Origin of the sequence: Microcystis sp. LEGE 00066, assembly GCF_015207925.1 — a bacterium.
Taxonomy (GTDB): Bacteria; Cyanobacteriota; Cyanobacteriia; order Cyanobacteriales; family Microcystaceae; genus Microcystis; species Microcystis ichthyoblabe_A.
In genome coordinates, this window is the sequence record NZ_JADEVX010000086.1 from 1 (window position 1) to 18,464 (window position 18,464).

Consider the following 18,464-nt stretch of genomic DNA (forward strand, 5'->3'; position numbering starts at 1 on the left):
GGGATGAAGGTATGATAGCGAGATATGTAAAAGAACAAGATAAAGAATACCTGCAGCTACACCAAAATCTACAATTGAGTCTATTTTGATTCTGATACCCCGTCCGCTTGCGGCGGGGTAGTTCATTAGTATCGATCGCTGTACCCGGGGCAAAAATTTGCGGTAATAAATTAAACATCGGTAAATTCTCTAACCAATCGGGATAACAGAGATTTTCGAGATCATAACCTAACTTTAAGGCATTATGATAATCACTAATTCCCAGTTTACCGTGCAGGAGAAATGCTAACCAATCAGCTTGCGAGAGAAAATAACGCGCTTGCGAAAAAATTTCTTGCTGACTCCACCAAAATAATTTAGCTAAACTGGAGGTGGCACTAATTACGGGATGGTGAGGGGGTGCTATAGCTTTAATTGCGTCTAAAAATGCAATTCCTCGCCCATCATTGTATAATATCGCCTCAGAAAGAGGATTACCCAAATGATCACATAATAACACCGTCGAGGAAGTACCATTAATAGCGATCGATTTAAGTTCTGAACGCACCGAATCCCCTAGATTATCCAATAAATAAAATAGGGCCTTTTGCCAATCCTGAAAATTGGCATTAGTGAAGGGATAATGAACCTTAGCGAGGATATTTTTGCTAGAATCAATAGCGATCACTCGCGCTCCCGACGTGCCAAAATCAATACCTAAAGATAAACCCATAGATGTCTTCACAACCCCCTCATTCTGGCTACCATTGGGATGGTATCACTCCCCGATTCTTTGAAGGTTGGTACTTCCGAGTCATGATTCCGCAATTAGCCGACGGATTCGCCTTTATGTATTCTATTCAAGACCCAAGCGGCGGTCAAGTCAATAGCGGCGGAGCGCTACAAATTTTAGCCATAGAATCTAATTATCTTTGTCGCACTTTTCCCGATACGGATAAATTTTGGGCAAGTCATCAGGAATTAGCCATTATTCATTGGGGAAAAACTAACTTAAAAATCCGTCCCCGTCTGCTTTCTCCGTTAGATTTTTTTGAGTCTATTCGAGAAGGTTATCAAGCAACGGCACACCAGCAGCAAGGACGAATTTATGATCCCGTCACTGGAGAAATCTGTCAATGGGATTATTTCGTTGAAACTAGGTACAGTTGGGGAGATAAAAAGCGTCCACCCCAAGCAACAGCAGGAATATTATCTTATTTACCGATTTTTGACCCGGGTTGGCAGATTTTAACTGCTCATGGTTTAGCAACGGGAATGATTACCTATCGGGGAAAAAATTATCAATTTCAGAATGTACCTTTTTATAGCGAGAAAAATTGGGGTTATTCTTTCCCCGAAAAGTGGTTTTGGATTAGTTGTAATGCTTTCCCTGAAAATCCCGATTTAACCTTAACCGCAGTGGGTTCTACCCGGAAAGTTCTCCACTGGACGGAATCGGTGGGAATTATCGGTATTCACTGCCAAAATTGCTTTTATAAGTTTGATATCTGGAATTCTCAACTAACTTGGACAGTGCAACCCTGGGGATACTGGGAAATGAGGGCAACTAACGAGAATTATACCATTGTCTTAATCGGGATCAGTGATCATCCTCCCAATCGCGTGCGTGTACCCACGGAAAAAGGTCTCTCTTTTGCTTGTCAAGATACCCTCAAAGGTAAATTATCGATAAAATTGGCTGATAGTCGTGGTAAAACCCTTATAAATAGCTCTAGTGGTCTAGCGGGCCTCGAAATTGGCGGTATTTGGCCATCAGCTTGGATTAAACAGTGATTTAAATTACCATTACGACGGGAGAATATCCAGTTATCTGGCTGCATCTCAGACAACCTTGAGAAGCAGCCTCGATATTCTCTAGAAAATGCTCGATTACCAGCTAATTACTGTAACCGTTTCCTTAAATAAATTTGCTTCTAGGGAATCGGGGGAACTTGTCACCACACCGACAATTAGATCTTCGGGTTTTATGGCTGCTTGTTTCATACAGGAGGGACAAATTAAGACTTTTCCCCCTTGACTGATGAAATCGACTAACATTGCTTGCAGGGTTTTACCGGTGATACCGTTAGTGTGTTGAGGAATGGTCGTCGCTGCTAGGTGTACCCCTGTAATATTCAAAAAAATGGTGGTTGAGTGACCTTTTTTCAGCATATTGGTGGCGACACCAATGGCCATGGCAGCTCGCCAAGGATCATCGGTGGTTAAATTAACAAATAAATCGGATTTTTGTTGACCGACAGCGATTATTGCTTCGTTAGTTTGTACTGGAGAAAGGGAAGGATTAGCCAAGACTGGGATAGATGTAACTAAGGATAATCCGACAAGGGAACTAAGGGCTAAAGATTTTAATAACATTTTCTTGTCCTCTTGCTGCTGGGTGCAATGAAAACATTTTCATTATGATAACTTCTGGAAAATCTTGTCAACAGACAGCCTGTCAAACTTTAATTTTTGTTGCGGATAACAAAAACCATCTACTAATAAAAATGATAATTATTTACTTATCTAACATTTTATCTAATCTTTCCTGAATCAATAAAGCTAGGGAAGAACGCAAAAAAAATAAACCAAATAATCCCGCTAAACTGAAGGGAATAATAGCTAGTTTGCTATAGTTGGTGTCTAATAAAAATATGGCTGAGATAATGCTAAATCCCAATAGACAGACATTGATTAATACTTTAATTCCCAGATAAATTCTTTTCAGAAGTCGCTCATTTTCGCGTGACTTAACTTGAAAAACTAAATTTCCTCGCTCGATTTTTTCCTCTAATTGACGGATCATTCTTTCGTTTTTATTACCTTTTTGCCATTGTTGTTGAAAAAAAGTGCGAGCTTGATTAGCTAGGGTAAACATGGTGTTGGTAGTTCCTCCTGATACCGCTAGACTTTTCACAAAAGGTTGACTAGCTGCTAATAAATTATACTGGGGATCTAAAGAGCGGGCAATCCCATCCAAAGTGGTGACAGATTTAATAATAAAAGTCATTTGGGGAGGTAAGCGAAAAGGTTGCTGTTTGAACATTAAATACACTTGATCGCTAATTTGTTCAAACACCCTCACATCTACTGGTTTATCGCGAAATTCATCTAAGAGAAACTGGACGATATTTCGCACAGGTTGCAGATCTCTAACGGGTTCAATTAACCCCATATATACCAGAGTTTTTAAGACTGTTTCCGTATCCTTTTTCAAGACAGCAAAAAAGGTTTCGATCATTTGATCTTTAGCGACGGACTTTAACTCGAACATCGTGCCAAAATCGTAGAAAATTAACTCCCCTTCCTGACTAACTGCCATATTACCTGGATGGGGATCCGATTGGAAAAAACCATCCTGTAATAGTTGTTTGAGATAGGAACAAATCCCCAGTTGAATAATCCCATCTACGTTAATACCATTAGCTAGTAAAGTCTCTCGATCATCGACTTTAATCCCCGGCACATACTCCAAAGTTAATACCTTGCGGGTGGTATATTGCCAGTAAACTAAAGGGACTTTTACTTGAGGATAATTCTTAAAATTTTCCCGAAAGCGATCAGCATTTTTGCCCTCATGAATATAATCAATTTCTTGAAAGAGTAGTTCAAAAAATTCTTGATAGATAGCTTCTAAATTATATTTTTTCACCACGGGTAAAATATTTAACCAACGGGTGAGACGATGCAACAATTCAAAATCGAGATTAAATAGTCCTTCCAGATTCGGTCTTTGTACCTTAATAACGACCTCTTCCCCACTTAATAACCGCGCTCGATGTACTTGTCCTAAACTGGCACAAGCGAGGGGAGACACGGTAAAACTTGCAAATAAATTATCTAGGGGTTGTCCTAATTCTGTTTCAATAACTCGGATCGCTTCTTGACTATTAAATTCGGGAACTCGATCCTGTAATTGGGTTAATTGTTCGATATATTCGAGCGGAATTAAATCTGCTCGCGTCGATAAAGATTGTCCAATTTTAATAAAAGTTGGTCCCAAATTCATGAGGCGATCAACTAACCATTTCGCTCTCCTTTGCCGTTTTTTGCCCCTATTAGCCCCCGTTAAACGATCCCAGAGCAAAAAAGTCAAAAACTGCGTTGTAAAGCTAAATATCTCCAATTGACGAACAATTGGAGATCGCAAGCTTTGCTGCCAATGTAAAGACTTCGAGGAATCAAAGGGAGTAAGCATTAGTTATCAGTTATCAGTTATCAGTTATCAGTCATCAGATGAACGTAGGTTGGGTTGAAGCATGAAACCCAACCCCCGATTATGTTACGCTACCGCTAACCCATCCTACAAATAATTGTGCCTCCCTACTTAATATCCACAGCGTTTCTCGTCAATGTGAAGTATAAATTAAACCTTGCCGAAGCAAGGATTCCAGTCGCAAAAATGTGCTTCATCTATCTGAGAAATGCTGTCAAGTGTTACCTTCCCGTTTCCGAATTCGCCGGTAAAAATCCGGATTTTCAGTTTTTAATCTCTTCGGGTCTAATTCCCCGCCGCTCGCGGCGTACAATAGAAAAATGAGTGAATACATCCATAAGAGCCATAATGTAAGTGTTTTGCTATATCATTTAGTGTTCCCAGCCAAATATCGTAAAGCCGTTTTCGACGAACAGGTAGATAGCTTGTTGAAAGAAGTCTGTCTAGAGATGGAAAAACGATACGAGATAAAGTTTGTAGAAATTGGAGTGGATAAAGATCATGTGCATTTTCTGGTGCAATCAGTACCGACCTATAGTGTGACAAGGATAGTGACAATGATTAAAAGTATAACGGCGAGAGAAATTTTCAAAAAGTGTCCTCAAGTGAAAAAGCAGTTGTGGGGAGGAGAGTTTTGGAGTGATGGATATTACGCAAGTACGGTAGGAAAGCATGGGGATGAAGGTATGATAGCGAGATATGTAAAAGAACAAGATAAAGAATACCTGCAGCTACACCAAAATCTACAATTGAGTCTATTTTGATTCTGATACCCCGTCCGCTTGCGGCGGGGTAGTTCATTAACTGGATTTAGGATCAGAATATTTTCATGCTTGACGGTGTAACTTGTTGCATCGGGACTGACGACCGACTCCTAACCCTAGGAACAGCAAACCCTACTTATAACCTTTTCCCAGACAAGCCGGACAAAGTTAAGTTATATTAAGATTACTCAGAATGCGTCCCCGTCCCATTCAGAAATCTCATGACTCAACCGCAAGCACAACGCATCCTCTACGTTAGACTCCCCTGTAACCCCATTTTCCCCATCGGTGTGGTTTATCTTTCCGACCACGTTCATAAACTATTCCCCGACATCGAACAAAGAATCTTTGACCTTGGTACAGTCCCCCCCTTAGACTTTAACCAAGCACTCGATCGCTGTGTTGACGAATTTCGGCCGACCCTGCTAGTATTCTCCTGGCGGGATATTCAAATATATGCCCCCGTCGGTGGTCGCGGTGGCAATCCCCTGCAAAACGCCTTTGAATTTTACTACGCTAAAAACCCCCTAATCAAGCTGCGAGGTGCTTTAGGGGGTTTAAAGGTGACAACAGCCTACTACGGCGAATTATGGCGGAATCAGGGACTAATTCGCCGAGGGTTGCAGCGGGCCAGAAAATACCATCCCGAAGCGCGAGTTATCGTCGGGGGTGGTGCCGTCAGTGTTTTCTACGAACAACTAAAAACCAAACTGCCCACAGGAACAATTGTATCAGTAGGAGAAGGGGAAACCCTGCTAGAAAAATTCCTCTCCGGCCGGGACTTTAGCGATGAACGTTGTTATGTCGTCGGAGAAACCACACCCCGGCCGCGTTTAATCCACGAATCCCCCACCCCCTTAGAAAAATCCGCTTGTAACTACGACTATATCGCCGGTATTTGGCCGGAATTTTCCTACTATTTCCAAGAAAACGACTTTTATATCGGGGTGCAAACCAAGCGCGGCTGTCCCCACAACTGCTGCTACTGCATCTATACCGTCGTCGAAGGCAAACAAGTACGCATCAATCCCGCCGATGAAGTAGTTAAGGAAATACGCCAATTATACGACCGTGGCATTCGCAATTTCTGGTTTACCGATGCCCAATTTATCCCCGCCAGAAAATTTATCAACGATGTAGAAGAACTATTAGAAAAAATCCTCGCTGCTGGGATGAAAGATATCCATTGGGCTGCCTATATTCGTGCCGATAATCTCACTCCGAAACTGTGCGATTTGATGGTAAAAACAGGCATGAACTACTTTGAAATTGGCATCACCAGTGGTTCTCAGGAATTAGTCCGCAAAATGCGGATGGGCTATAATTTGCGGACAGTTCTGCAAAATTGTCGAGACTTAAAAGCGGCGGGTTTTAATGATCTGGTTTCGGTAAATTATTCTTTTAATGTTATTGATGAAACCCTAGAAACTATTCGTCAAACTATCGCCTATCATCGGGAATTAGAAAATATTTTTGGAGTCGATAAAGTGGAACCAGCCATCTTTTTTATCGGACTACAACCCCACACCCATCTAGAAGAATACGCCTTCAAAAAAGAAATTATTAAACCCGACTACGATCCCATGAGTTTAATGCCCTGGACAGCCAAAAAACTGCTCTGGAATCCCGAACCTTTGGGGTCATTCTTTGGCGAAGTTTGTCTGCAAGCATGGCGACAAAATCCCGATGATTTTGGACGAGAAGTGCTGAAAATTTTGGAAGCAAGACTAGGGAAGGCCGATTTAGAATCCGCTTTAACCGCACCGATAGAAACTAAGAAAAAAGTCTTAACTCCTGCTTAAAAATTATCAGATCCCCCCGCCTATCGGCAGCCCCCTTATCAAGGGGGGCGGGGGGGATCGAACCTAAAATCCATTTTAAATTTAATTATAACCAGCTACTTAGAAACTAAGGAAAAAGTCTTAACTCCTGCTTAAAAATTAATTTTAGTCAATCCCAAGGCGGCAATTAGCGTTACCATGAGTCTGAAATCAGGAGATGATCAAAATCCCTTTACCGGTAACTGCCAAATGACCGACCATCGCCTCCATGGGCTAGAATTAGCGGAATATATCGCCCTAGGATTAACCCTGCTTACCCTTATCGCCATGGGTGCGGGGTTTTTGCCTTTGTTCCTCCTAGTCGTGACTTTCGGGTTGAATATTCTCAATCGTCTCCGAGAAAGAACCAGGCAACTTCAACGCTTAACCGAGATAACCGGTCATTTACAGAGTCAGTGGGAAGAAGAAAAAGAAGCTTTATCGGCCCAAATACAGTCCCTCGATCCCGCAGTGGCCAGGGATAACGCCCTTGCGGTCGCAACGCGCTCGCTACGCGAGATCGCAGAATTAGAGGAGAATATTCTCGCCCTCGAACAGTCCTACAATCAAATTATTCAATATATCAACCGTAACGCGCTGCTGGAACGCATCGAACATCTGGAAAAATCCTACAGTCGCTTAAACAGAGAGATTGTGCCGCTTAACGAAGAATCGGCGGATATTCCCGCCATAAAAGCGGAAAATGAGCCACAAATCACCCTACCTACCCTTAATTTAACTCCCACTTCCCCCCCTGTCCCCCATTGGCACTATTATCGCCGTCTGAGCGCCCATCGGGAAATGATTACAGCGATCGCAATTACCGAGGATCAACGGTTTTTAATTAGCGTTAGTTGGGATCGTACCCTAAAAATCTGGGATTTTGCGAGGGGAACCCTGATTAATACGGTGGAAGCTCACGATCAGGGCATTTTAGCCCTAGCAGTCACTGGAAACGGCGATTATCATCTAGCGACGGGAGGATTCGATCAAACCGTTAAATTATGGACGTTAGCCGGCGATGGCAGTAGTCTGGAATTAAATCAAATTTTCCTCGGTCATCTCGGTTCGATTCACGGCCTGGATTTTGCCCCCCGTTGGCATTTTTTGGTTAGCGGTAGTTACGATCAAACCCTAAAACAGTGGAATTTAGAGCAGGAAAACGAAGAATTTAGCTCCTATGACAGTCTGGGGGCAATTTATGCCCTAGCAGTGGCTCCTAATCAAGATTTTATCGCCGCAGCTGGAGGTGATGGCACTGTCACCCTCTGGCAATTGGGATCGGGAGCAAAAATCGCCGTCTTATCCGGTAACGTTTCTTCGGTGCAGAGTCTGGCGATCGCTGCTGATAGTCAGATTATTGCCGCCGGTTGTGTGGATGGGACGGTGAAAATCTGGCAATACAACCCGGAGAAAAGCGGTCATTTTGCGCCAATTCGGGTGATCAATGCCCATAATGGTCAGGTGACAAGCTTGGTATTTGCAGAGCAGGGTCAATGGTTATTTACCGGGGGAACCGACGGAGAGATTAAAATCTGGTTAGCCAATTCTCAACAGGCGATCGCAACTCTTAGCAGCGACAATGGGCGATCATCGCCGATCTCCAGTTTAGTTCTCAGCCCCGATTATTGTCACCTAGCAGCGGCCGCGGCCGACGGCAGCATCACCATCTGGGAAAATATCACTTAATGGTCGATCGAACTAGAAAAATTGTATAATGTAATGTCCCGGACTCGATCGGGCCAGTTTGACCCCAAGAAAAAGTGACTGAGTTAACCGTCGTTTCTGCCCAATAGTTGTCATCGGGGCATCGAGAACGCGAGAGCGATCGCTTATCCCAGAATCATTACCCATAGTAAAAAATTCAGAATGAAGACTCCAACAGATCAAAGATTTGATTACGTCAAAATCGGTTTAGCGTCCCCCGAGAGAATTCGGCAATGGGGAGAAAGAACCCTACCTAACGGTCAAGTCGTCGGAGAAGTAACCAAACCAGAAACGATCAACTATCGGACTCTTAAACCGGAAATGGATGGGTTATTCTGCGAGAAAATTTTTGGTCCCTCGAAGGACTGGGAATGTTGGTGCGGTAAATACAAACGAGTCCGTCACCGGGGAATTGTCTGTGAACGTTGCGGGGTGGAAGTCACCGAGTCCCGGGTACGTCGTCATCGCATGGGTTTTATCAAATTAGCCGCCCCCGTCACCCACGTTTGGTATCTTAAAGGTATTCCCAGTTATCTCAGTATCCTGCTCGATATGCCCCTGCGGGACGTGGAGCAGATCGTCTATTTTAATGCCTATGTGGTTCTCGATCCGGGCAATGCCGGCAATCTTAGTTATAAACAACTCCTCAGCGAAGATCAATGGTTAGAGATCGAAGAAGAAATCTACGCGGAGGACTCGGAATTAGTCGGCATTGAAGTGGGTATCGGGGCCGAGGCTATCCAAAGACTCTTACAGGAAATTAACCTGGAAGAAGAAGCGGAAAGACTGCGGACGGAAATTGTCGAAAGTAAGGGGCAAAAACGGGCAAAATTAATTAAACGTCTCCGGGTAATCGATAACTTTGTCGCCACGGGTTCTCAGGCAGAATGGATGGTTTTAAGCGTAATTCCCGTGATTCCCCCCGATTTACGCCCGATGGTGCAGTTGGACGGCGGCCGTTTTGCCACCTCTGACCTGAACGATCTCTACCGTCGGGTGATTAACCGCAATAACCGTTTATCCCGTCTGCAAGAAATTCTCGCTCCCGAAATTATCGTCCGCAATGAAAAACGGATGTTACAGGAGGCCGTCGATGCTTTAATTGATAACGGTCGTCGCGGTCGCACGGTGGTGGGGGCCAATAATCGCGCCCTGAAGTCTTTATCGGATATTATCGAGGGTAAACAGGGGCGTTTCCGTCAAAATCTCCTCGGTAAACGGGTGGACTATTCGGGACGTTCGGTTATCGTTGTTGGTCCGAAATTGAAGATCTATCAATGCGGTTTACCCCGGGAAATGGCGATCGAATTGTTCCAACCCTTCGTTATCCATCGTTTAATTAAATTAGGCATCGTCAATAATATCAAGGCAGCCAAGAAAATGATCCAACGGGGGGATGCCAATGTTTGGCACGTCTTGGATGAGGTGATCACGGGACACCCGGTGATGTTAAACCGCGCCCCTACCCTGCACCGTTTGGGCATTCAAGCGTTTGAACCGATACTGGTGGAGGGCCGGGCGATTCAGTTACATCCCCTCGTCTGTCCCGCTTTTAACGCTGACTTTGACGGGGACCAAATGGCCGTACATATTCCCCTCTCCCTGGAGGCACAATCGGAAGCACGCTTGTTGATGTTGGCCTGTCATAATATTCTCTCACCGGCGACCGGTCGCCCGATTGTTGCCCCTTCTCAGGATATGGTTTTGGGTTGTTATTATCTCACGGCCGAAAATCCCAAAGCCCAAAAGGGTGGGGGTCGTTATTTCGCCAGCATGGATGACGCTATTCACGCTTTTGATCAGGGATTGGTGGATCTGCACGCTTCCGTGTGGTTGCGTTTACCGGTGGGAGAAAAGGTGAAAACCAATAAACCGGATGAGGAAGTCCTGGAAACGGAAACTCTCCCCGATGGCAGCATTTGGAAATATTATCGGGAACGCAAAACCCGGGAGAAGGACGGTCAGATAATTTCCCAGTATGTGCGTACGACTGTAGGGCGAATTATCTACAATAAGACGATTCTAGAGGCTTTGGTGGTCTAGAGAGAGATTAGGTTAGGGTGGGCATTGCCCACCTTAATTTTTAGGCTAAAGCGGCAATACATTCTATTTCCACTAGCACATCTTTGGGAAGACGGGCCACTTCCACACAGGCCCGGGCCGGGGCAGTTTCCGGGGGGAAATAACGGGCATAAACTTGATTCATCGCCCCGAAATTGGCTAAATCCGAGAGAAAGACGGTAGTTTTCACCACATTTGACCAATTAGCCCCAGCAGCGGTTAAAATGCCCTCTAGATTGGCCATAACTTGTTCGGTTTGGGTGCTAATTTCCCCGGAGACGATTTCACCCGTGACGGGATCTAGGGGAATTTGTCCCGCAACAAAGAGAAAAGGACCAGGAGCGGCGATCGCTTGATTATAGGGACCCACAGGGGCCGGAGCTTTATCAGTACGGATGACCTGATTATTCATGGGCAGGATAGTTACAAAAGATGACATTGAATCAATTGAATATTTTCCCAGTTTTTTGATCGCTTGCAGTTAATTTTCGCCGGTTAGGGGATTTAATTTTGACTAAGCGATCCTGTGAGAAAAGTCGATCGATGACTCACTTTGTACCTGTACGAATCATCTTAAATCCATACACATAAATATCTGCGAATCCATATCTTTTTTCTTTTTCGCGCCATTGAGCAAGACCAATTTCGCTTAAAAGCTCGGCAAATCTATCGAAATCAGGTATTATTGACCGTGCGGTACGTTCCCACACTTGATTGAGTTCTTCCCTAGAAGGTAAAGCAGAAATTCCTTCTAAAGCTCGGAAAAAATTCTCTAGGTCAGGATATTCTTGTCTAATAGCCTCACAGCGTTCTTCAGAAGCTTTTTCTAAACCAATTTCTAGAGATTTTGCTCGCAATAAGCGATCAGTTGGTGACTGAATTGATGACTGTCCTTTGTAGGTTAATTCTTGTGCTTTTGCTCCTTGTAATAGAGCGCTTAAACTGCGAGGAAAAGTAGTACCACTAGAATCTGTTAAACGCTCATAAACCCATCGATAAACGTATTTAGCGTTATTGCCACTTCGTCGGCGACTGCCCCAAAGTAATTCTAAGGCACGATTTAGAGCTTCTTCCGTTGCTTGATCGATACTTTCCACGGGAGCAAAACGAGCGACTAACTCTTTAAATTTTGGCGAGAGAAAAGCTTGACGGAGAGCTAATCTCAAGAAATCTATTCTCGTCCATTGTAGAAGTAAATCTCGTCCATTGAAGTGACTTTTATTATCAAAGTTAAGACGTTTCCAGATATCTTCTCTCAGAAATATTTTAAAACGAATTGCTGTTAGTGTCTTAGCATCACAAGCTTGAACAAACTGAAATAAACCGGTGAGAGCTTGTTGACGAATACCCTCTCTCTCTGGGAAATCTTCATCTAAATCATCATAAAGAAACCAGAGAGTCTGCTGCTCTTTTAATTGTTTCTTATTAACTAGAAATAAAGCATCTATAATCAGGAGAGTCAAATTTGGATCCGTTGCTAATTGAACTAAAGCTTCAGTATGTTCCGATTGCCAATTTTTCGAGGGTAATCCTTGAAAAATTCGTTTAATCGCCTGAAATTTTGCCCCCTGTTGACCAGTAAAGATACTATTTTGATATTTTTTGTACACATTTATCAGCAAATAAGCTCGCCAAACTGCTTCCCAGGTACCTTTTTTTTCTCGCAATTCTTGATTTATATACTGGAATTCATCCCGGGATGGACGACTATTATTATAGCTCCCATGACCAGATAATAAAGTCACATGATCTAGACGACTATAGGCCAATTTTCGTGCCTCAGACTCCTTCTGCAGTAGTAACAAATAAAGTGCTGTCTTTCCTGTTCCCTTACGACCTCTGATCAGACAAGTTGCTTGATCAAGAAATTTATCAAAGTTAGCAGTTTTCTGAAATAAAAGACTAATATCTGAACGGATATCTCCCGCATTTAATGGCATGAAATTAAGACTTTCAATAACTTGCCAACGTTGTTTGGAACTGGCCAGAATGTTTTGCAAGCGAATTTCATTGGTATCTTCATCGATTAAGTTAGCAATGCGAGTATAATAATCCAGTAATCCAGTGACAGGATAACGGTCTGCTAGAGCGATCGAGGGAATATAAGGTATGATTAAATAGTCTTCTAAATCTATATCTAAATCATGATCGGTAGTTTCATCTATATCTATATTTTTGTCAATATATTTTTGTAAAATTTGCCAAGCATGAGTAACTTTAGCTATTCCTGTATCACTTAAATCGGGAACAGGTGAAAAAACAAAATTAAGCGAAAGTCGGCCAAAAGAAGTCAAAGATTGCAAAAGAAGCTCGATTCCTTTTTGATTTTGTTCGTTAGGAAATAAAAAAATAATTGCTTCGTTGGCTGCCTGTAGTAAAGATAAAGCTCCCCATTCATTGATTCCAGTACACGAATCTACTAAGATAAGATCAGGTTTTAACTGATTTTGAATCTCTCGACTAAAAGTTGACCAGAGTGTTTCCCCATTATCGAGAATTGTTGTTGCTCGCAGATCATCAACTTTAGTAATGTAATCAAGACTCAAATCACCCGCAGGAACAATAAATAGTCTTCCCGTTGCATCGGGAATATTAACTTCTCCAAATATTTCAGTGATATTAATCTTTGCTTTTACACCTTCTGGTAAATAGGATTTTTCATAAAAATAGTCCACAATTCCGTATTTCGGTGAGGGATTTAAGGGGAAAGCTGTGCTTAACCCCGGTGCTTCTAAATCCAAGTCAACAGCTACTACTTTACGACCTCGCATCGCTAAAATCCAAGCAACATGAATTAAAGCAGTTGTCCTACCTACTCCCCCTTTAAAAGAATAAAAAGTTACGGTTCTAGGAAGACAAAGTTCGGGAGAAGACGGTGATTGATTTTGTGGATTAGTTGACCACAAAGCTAAATCTTGCCAAGTGTGAATTGATTTTGCGTCCAGAAGTTGTGGAGCTTTTAGATCGAGAGAGGCTGCCTCCTGAATAGTATATAAAGATATAAAACCTAAAGATTTATGCTGTTGTTCTATGTCATTTTTAACCGCTTCTCTTCGCTGAGTTGTTGATAAATTTTCAAACTTATCACTGACGATAGTTATATTCAAAAGTCCAGCAGTAGATACATTGAGATCAACCCATTCTTGAGCTTCTTTTTGAACATATATATCTGTTAATTTTTGTTTCAGTGATCTTAACCAAGTTTCTGACATAACTATCTCCTTAAAGTTGAGTAGCTTGTTTCTGAAGCCATCTTTTCAGACCTGTATAAGCTGATAACCACTCTTTGTATTTATCGTCATTCGGTTCACTGCTGGAATAACGCATAGTTATAAAATTTTGACTAGGATTTTCTACTATATTAATCCATTTTATCACCTCTGGAAAATTTTGAACTCTCGAATAGAGACGATTATGACGTTTTAAAGCATCTGTAAAACTGTGACCAGGATTAGTTATGGTATGTCCGGGGTTATTGGAATCAGTTTTCCATTCTTGACTGGATACCGAAGCTAAGATCATAGATTTCAGCAAACATTCGATCGTAATACCTCCAAAGTGCATAGCAGCTATTTTCCTATTAGATTCACAAAGTATTTCTGTATCTTGATGACGTTGTAAAAAAGCTGATTGGTAATCTTCCATCCCTAATTATCTATTCCCTAGAGTTAATACCTGTGAATAAGTTTTTAGCTGAGGATTAAACAAGGGTACTTTATTAAACAATAAAGCACCCTTTTAATTTAGCTTAGAACTCTCCTTTTAAAGCGGCATTACAGCGCTCGCAAATAGTGGGATCATCGGCAAATTTTCCCACTTGAGTGGAATAATTCCAACAGCGATCGCATTTTTCGCCGTCTGCTTTGACAATTCCCACCGAAACAAATTCCGATTCTCCCTTATATTCTGCGGTTTGAATCGCGCTAATATCACTGACTAATTCCACTTGAGAAGAGAGAAATAGATAACGCAATTCATCGACTTTATTTCCCGTTAAACTATCACAATTGTTGAATAATTCTAACTCCTTTTGTAAGGTTTCATCGGGAACATAAAGTAAAACTTTTGCCTCTAAAGAAGCACCGATCGCTTTATCATTTCTGGCAGTTTCCATCACCTTATTAACTTCGGTGCGTAGCTGCCGGAATTTGGACCATTTATCGGCCAATTCGCGATTATTCCAAGCAGGATCGATGTTTAGCCATCCCGACTCAAATACCGATAAATAAGGAGTTTTGTAGGGGAGAAATTGCCAGATATCTTCCGCTAGATGAGACAGGACAGGAGCGATCGCTTTAGCGAGATTTTCTAAAGCAATAGCATAGACTGTTTGACAACTGCGACGACGGAAAGAATTAGGATCAGAAATGTATAAACGATCCTTAGCGATGTCGATATAAAAGTTAGATAAATCGACAACACAAAAATTCTGTACCGTCTGGAAAAAGCGGAAAAATTGGAAACTTTCAAAAGCTGCCGTTACTTCCGTAAACACCTCCGAGATACGATGTAACATATAGCGATCGATCTCCGGTAGATCTTCATAAGCTACCGCATCCTTAACGGGATCAAAATCATTTAAACTCCCCAGTAAAAACCTGGCAGTATTCCGGATTTTATTACGGATATCTACCAACTGTTTAAGAATATTTTGACCGATATTCACATCATTGGTATAGTCCACCGAGGACACCCATAACCGAATCACATCCACCCCATAAGCGGGTTCTTTTTTCTGGTCTTTACCACCATTAATGATCACATTGGGATCGATGACATTACCCAGAGATTTACTCATTTTTCGTCCCTGTTCATCCAAAACAAAACCGTGAGTTAACACCGTTTTATAGGGAGCAATACCATTAGCAGCGACACTGGTTAATAAACTCGATTGAAACCATCCCCGATGCTGATCCGATCCTTCTAGATACATATCCGCAGGATAACTTAATTCTGGTCGAGCATTAGCCACCGCATTCCAACTAGAACCAGAATCAAACCACACATCCATAGTATCCATTCCCTTGCGATAACTGCGACCATTATCGCGATAACTGGGAGGTAACAATTCCTCTACCGATAACTCCCACCAAGCATTAGAACCCTTGACTGCGAAGATAGCTTGAACGTGATTAATCGTCTCCTCAGTTAACAGAGGTTCATTCGTTTCTTCGTCATAAAAAACAGGAATAGGAACCCCCCAACTGCGCTGACGAGAGATACACCAATCGCTTCTTTCACTAACCATAGAAGTGATGCGATTCTTACCTGTTGCGGGAATCCAACGCACCGAATCAATTGCTTCTAAAGCTAATTCCCTGAATCCTTCCACGGAAGCAAACCATTGTTCCGTTGCGCGGAAAATTGTCGGTTTTTTGGTTCTCCAATCGTAGGGATATTTATGCTGATATGCTTCTTCTTTGAGTAAGGCACCCTTTTCTGTCAGTGCTAAAATTATCGCTTCATTAGCATCTTTCAGGACATTTAAACCCGCAAATTGTCCCGCTTCTGCGGTGAAATTTCCCTTATCATCCACGGGAGAAAGTATCGGTAAACCGTAACGTTGTCCGACGATATAATCCTCCTGACCATGGCCAGGTGCAGTATGAACTAATCCGGTGCCGGAATCAGTGGTGACATAATCCCCACCGATGAGAATCGCACTTTCTCTGTCAAACAAAGGATGACGATATTTAGTATGTTCTAATTCCAGACCTTTAACCGTTGCTTTAATCGTCAAAGTTGTGTTAAAAATGTCGGCCAATTTTTCGACTAAATCCGTCGCTACGATTAGATAATTAGACTCGCTGGTTTCCACCACTGAATAGTTTAATTCTGGGTTCAATGCGACAGCCAAATTCCCGGGTAAAGTCCAAGGGGTAGTGGTCCAGATAGCCACGGATAAATTAGGCAAAAATGGCGTTAAAACCGGGGTTGAAACTGACGTAATCGGAAAAGCAACATAGACACTGCGGGAAGTGTGACCTTCGGGATATTCTAATTCTGCCTCAGCTAAAGCGGTTTGAGAACTAGGACTCCAGTGAACCGGTTTTAGTCCCCGATAAATATAACCTTTCAGGGCCATTTTTCCGAATACGGCAATTTGAGCAGCCTCGTATTCGGGTTTTAGGGTTAAATAGGGATTTTCCCAGTCTCCCCAGACTCCATACCTTTTGAAACCTTCACACTGTTCTTTTTGCGTTTGAAGGGCAAAATCGTGGGCTTTCTGACGTAATTTTAAAGGGGTTAGACCCTCTTTTTCCGAGCTTTTGAGACTTTGTAAAACCTTCAGTTCGATCGGCAACCCGTGACAATCCCAACCCGGCACATAGCGCACTTTGTAGCCTTGCAGCAGTTTATATTTATTGATAATGTCTTTGAGAATTTTATTTAAAGCATGACCGATATGCAGGGATCCGTTAGCGTAGGGGGGACCATCGTGGAGAATAAATAATTCTTTGGGGTTATTTTGCGCTAATTTCTCGTATATTTGCTCATCTTGCCAGAATTTCTGGATTTCTGGCTCACGTTTGCTGGCATTTGCTCGCATATCAAAGTCAGTTTGAGGCAAATTAACGGTATCTTTGTAACTTTTAGCGTTGGACATTCTGGCAAACCTATGGATATCAATCGTTTTCGGGATTCATTCCTAAATAACGTCTCTTTGAGAGTCGTTATCTCTATTCTGTCACATAACTGTAATACAAATATTACAAGTGACAATCAATGATCTATAAGTCTAGCGAGATTGAGTCCAAGAGCGATGATTCCCAAAGGCTATAATTTAGTTATTCGAGGATAGGGAGCATGGGGACGATGGTGACGAATCCTAATTTTTTTTATGTCTCTCCAGAAGTGTATCTAGAAGGGGAAAGAGTCAGTCCGATCAAGCACGAGTACCGAAAAGGACGGATTTATGCGATGGTAGGCGCAAAAAAGCCCCATATTGTCTTAAATACAAATCTAGCTACTTTATTGAGTATCCATCTCGATGATAGTCCCTGTCTTGTTCTCACTTCCGATATCAAAGTCCGGTTAGAGGAGGCAAATTGTTATTATTATCCCGATATTACGGTGCTTTATGACGAGAGAGAGATTAACAATACCGATGATTTTATTCTTTATCCCCTTCTGATTATTGAAGTATTATCGAAATCTACGGAATCCTTTGATAGGGGTGATAAATTTAGCGATTATCAAACCTGTCCCACCCTAAAAGAATACATTCTTATTCATCAAAACCAGATGAAAATTGAATGTCACCGTCGCGAGGATTCGGGAGTTTGGCAAGAACAGATCTATGAAGCGGGAGATGAGGTAGAATTTACCAGTGTAGGATTCCGGGGATTGATCGCTTCTATCTATCGGAAAGTCCCTGGTTTGATATAATTACAATTATTTTTTGACATCGCACTTTTAGGTCTCTAATTCTCTAAAGCTTCAAATTGACGTAAAGCAAGACTAGAACCTTGATTCCAGCCTAATTCAACATAATAGGGAAAAAGTTTCTTGATATTTATATCGGGAAAGAGACGACTATTTTCGCTTTCTTGATAACCGTCTTCTCTGAACAGATATATTTTTAATTCTTCCCGACGATAAACCCACAATTCGGGTATTTTCAACAATTGATAAGCTGCTACATCAGTCAGAGAAGTAAAATCCACTTCTATAGCTAAATCGGGAGGAGGATCAACAGTTAAATCAATTCTCTCTTTGCCTAAAATTGCCTCTCTATTATCAATATAAAAACAGGTATCTGGCTCTACTCCCGCTTCTCCCGGAATTTTGGCTCTTCGGGAATTGTTATGCAAATAATTAACTTAAAATAAAATTCAATGAGAGTACCTAAGCTCAAAAGTAGCTGAAATTCATACAGGAAAGGACTTAAGGCACAAATAAGTTAATATCAAAAGA

The 18,464-nt window shown here is 42.1% G+C and carries 13 protein-coding genes and 1 pseudogene; 6 read left to right on the top strand and 8 right to left on the bottom strand.

From position 1 onward, the window contains the following. Positions 1 to 712, bottom strand: a 712-nt coding sequence (locus IQ224_RS13150) for an FGGY family carbohydrate kinase (RefSeq protein WP_255527439.1), incomplete at its 3' end; no start/stop codon positions are given. 2 nt (positions 713 to 714) lie between these two features. Here IQ224_RS13150 and IQ224_RS13155 point away from each other — a divergent pair. Beyond that, complete coding sequence (locus tag IQ224_RS13155) at positions 715 to 1,773, top strand: tocopherol cyclase family protein (protein ID WP_194033066.1); 1,059 nt, start codon at positions 715 to 717, stop codon at positions 1,771 to 1,773. Between the two features lie 96 nt (positions 1,774 to 1,869). Here the strand turns inward: IQ224_RS13155 and IQ224_RS13160 are convergent, their stop codons facing one another. Beyond that, positions 1,870 to 2,355: a DsrE family protein gene (locus tag IQ224_RS13160; protein WP_194033067.1), complete on the bottom strand. Its 486-nt coding sequence runs from the start codon at positions 2,353 to 2,355 to the stop codon at positions 1,870 to 1,872. Between the two features lie 142 nt (positions 2,356 to 2,497). After that, positions 2,498 to 4,177, bottom strand: coding sequence for an AarF/ABC1/UbiB kinase family protein (locus IQ224_RS13165; RefSeq protein ID WP_194033068.1), 1,680 nt, complete (start codon positions 4,175 to 4,177; stop codon positions 2,498 to 2,500). A gap of 338 nt (positions 4,178 to 4,515) precedes the next feature. On the opposite strand from IQ224_RS13165, the gene tnpA reads away from it, so the two are divergent. The 4 genes from tnpA to IQ224_RS13185 all read left to right on the top strand — a co-directional run bounded on the left by tnpA (position 4,516) and on the right by IQ224_RS13185 (position 10,529). Continuing rightward, the gene (gene tnpA / locus IQ224_RS13170) at positions 4,516 to 4,959 is read left to right on the top strand and encodes an IS200/IS605 family transposase (RefSeq protein ID WP_002740761.1); all 444 of its coding nucleotides are present in this window, start codon (positions 4,516 to 4,518) and stop codon (positions 4,957 to 4,959) included. Positions 4,960 to 5,180: 221 nt separating this feature from the next. Next, a complete protein-coding gene (locus IQ224_RS13175) occupies positions 5,181 to 6,761 on the top strand; it encodes a photosystem II high light acclimation radical SAM protein (protein ID WP_084989932.1) in 1,581 nt (526 codons plus the stop codon). A 177-nt stretch (positions 6,762 to 6,938) separates the two neighbouring features. Continuing rightward, complete coding sequence (locus IQ224_RS13180; protein WP_002742661.1) at positions 6,939 to 8,468, top strand: WD40 repeat domain-containing protein; 1,530 nt, start codon at positions 6,939 to 6,941, stop codon at positions 8,466 to 8,468. A gap of 180 nt (positions 8,469 to 8,648) precedes the next feature. After that, positions 8,649 to 10,529: a DNA-directed RNA polymerase subunit gamma gene (locus IQ224_RS13185; RefSeq protein WP_002742658.1), complete on the top strand. Its 1,881-nt coding sequence runs from the start codon at positions 8,649 to 8,651 to the stop codon at positions 10,527 to 10,529. 40 nt (positions 10,530 to 10,569) lie between these two features. Here IQ224_RS13185 and IQ224_RS13190 read toward each other — a convergent pair whose 3' ends face one another. The 4 genes from IQ224_RS13190 to ileS all read right to left on the bottom strand — a co-directional run bounded on the left by IQ224_RS13190 (position 10,570) and on the right by ileS (position 17,154). Then, positions 10,570 to 10,986, bottom strand: a complete 417-nt coding sequence (locus IQ224_RS13190; RefSeq protein WP_110980680.1) for a RidA family protein — start codon at positions 10,984 to 10,986, stop codon at positions 10,570 to 10,572. Positions 10,987 to 11,095: 109 nt separating this feature from the next. Next, positions 11,096 to 13,759 (bottom strand): ParA family protein, encoded by a 2,664-nt coding sequence (locus tag IQ224_RS13195; protein ID WP_002742655.1) that lies wholly within the window; start codon positions 13,757 to 13,759, stop codon positions 11,096 to 11,098. A gap of 10 nt (positions 13,760 to 13,769) precedes the next feature. Then, positions 13,770 to 14,192: a hypothetical protein gene (locus IQ224_RS13200; protein ID WP_036400235.1), complete on the bottom strand. Its 423-nt coding sequence runs from the start codon at positions 14,190 to 14,192 to the stop codon at positions 13,770 to 13,772. Between the two features lie 103 nt (positions 14,193 to 14,295). After that, positions 14,296 to 17,154: an isoleucine--tRNA ligase gene (gene ileS, locus IQ224_RS13205; RefSeq protein WP_002742653.1), complete on the bottom strand. Its 2,859-nt coding sequence runs from the start codon at positions 17,152 to 17,154 to the stop codon at positions 14,296 to 14,298. A gap of 209 nt (positions 17,155 to 17,363) precedes the next feature. Here ileS and IQ224_RS13210 point away from each other — a divergent pair, with 209 nt between their 5' ends. Continuing rightward, on the top strand, positions 17,364 to 17,936 hold the full coding sequence (locus tag IQ224_RS13210; RefSeq protein ID WP_002742652.1) for a Uma2 family endonuclease: 573 nt from the start codon (positions 17,364 to 17,366) through the stop codon (positions 17,934 to 17,936). Positions 17,937 to 17,971: 35 nt separating this feature from the next. On the opposite strand, the pseudogene IQ224_RS13215 reads toward IQ224_RS13210, so the two are convergent. Next, positions 17,972 to 18,337, bottom strand: a pseudogene (locus IQ224_RS13215) (Uma2 family endonuclease); the annotation flags it as partial. Between the last annotated feature and the right edge of the window lie 127 nt (positions 18,338 to 18,464).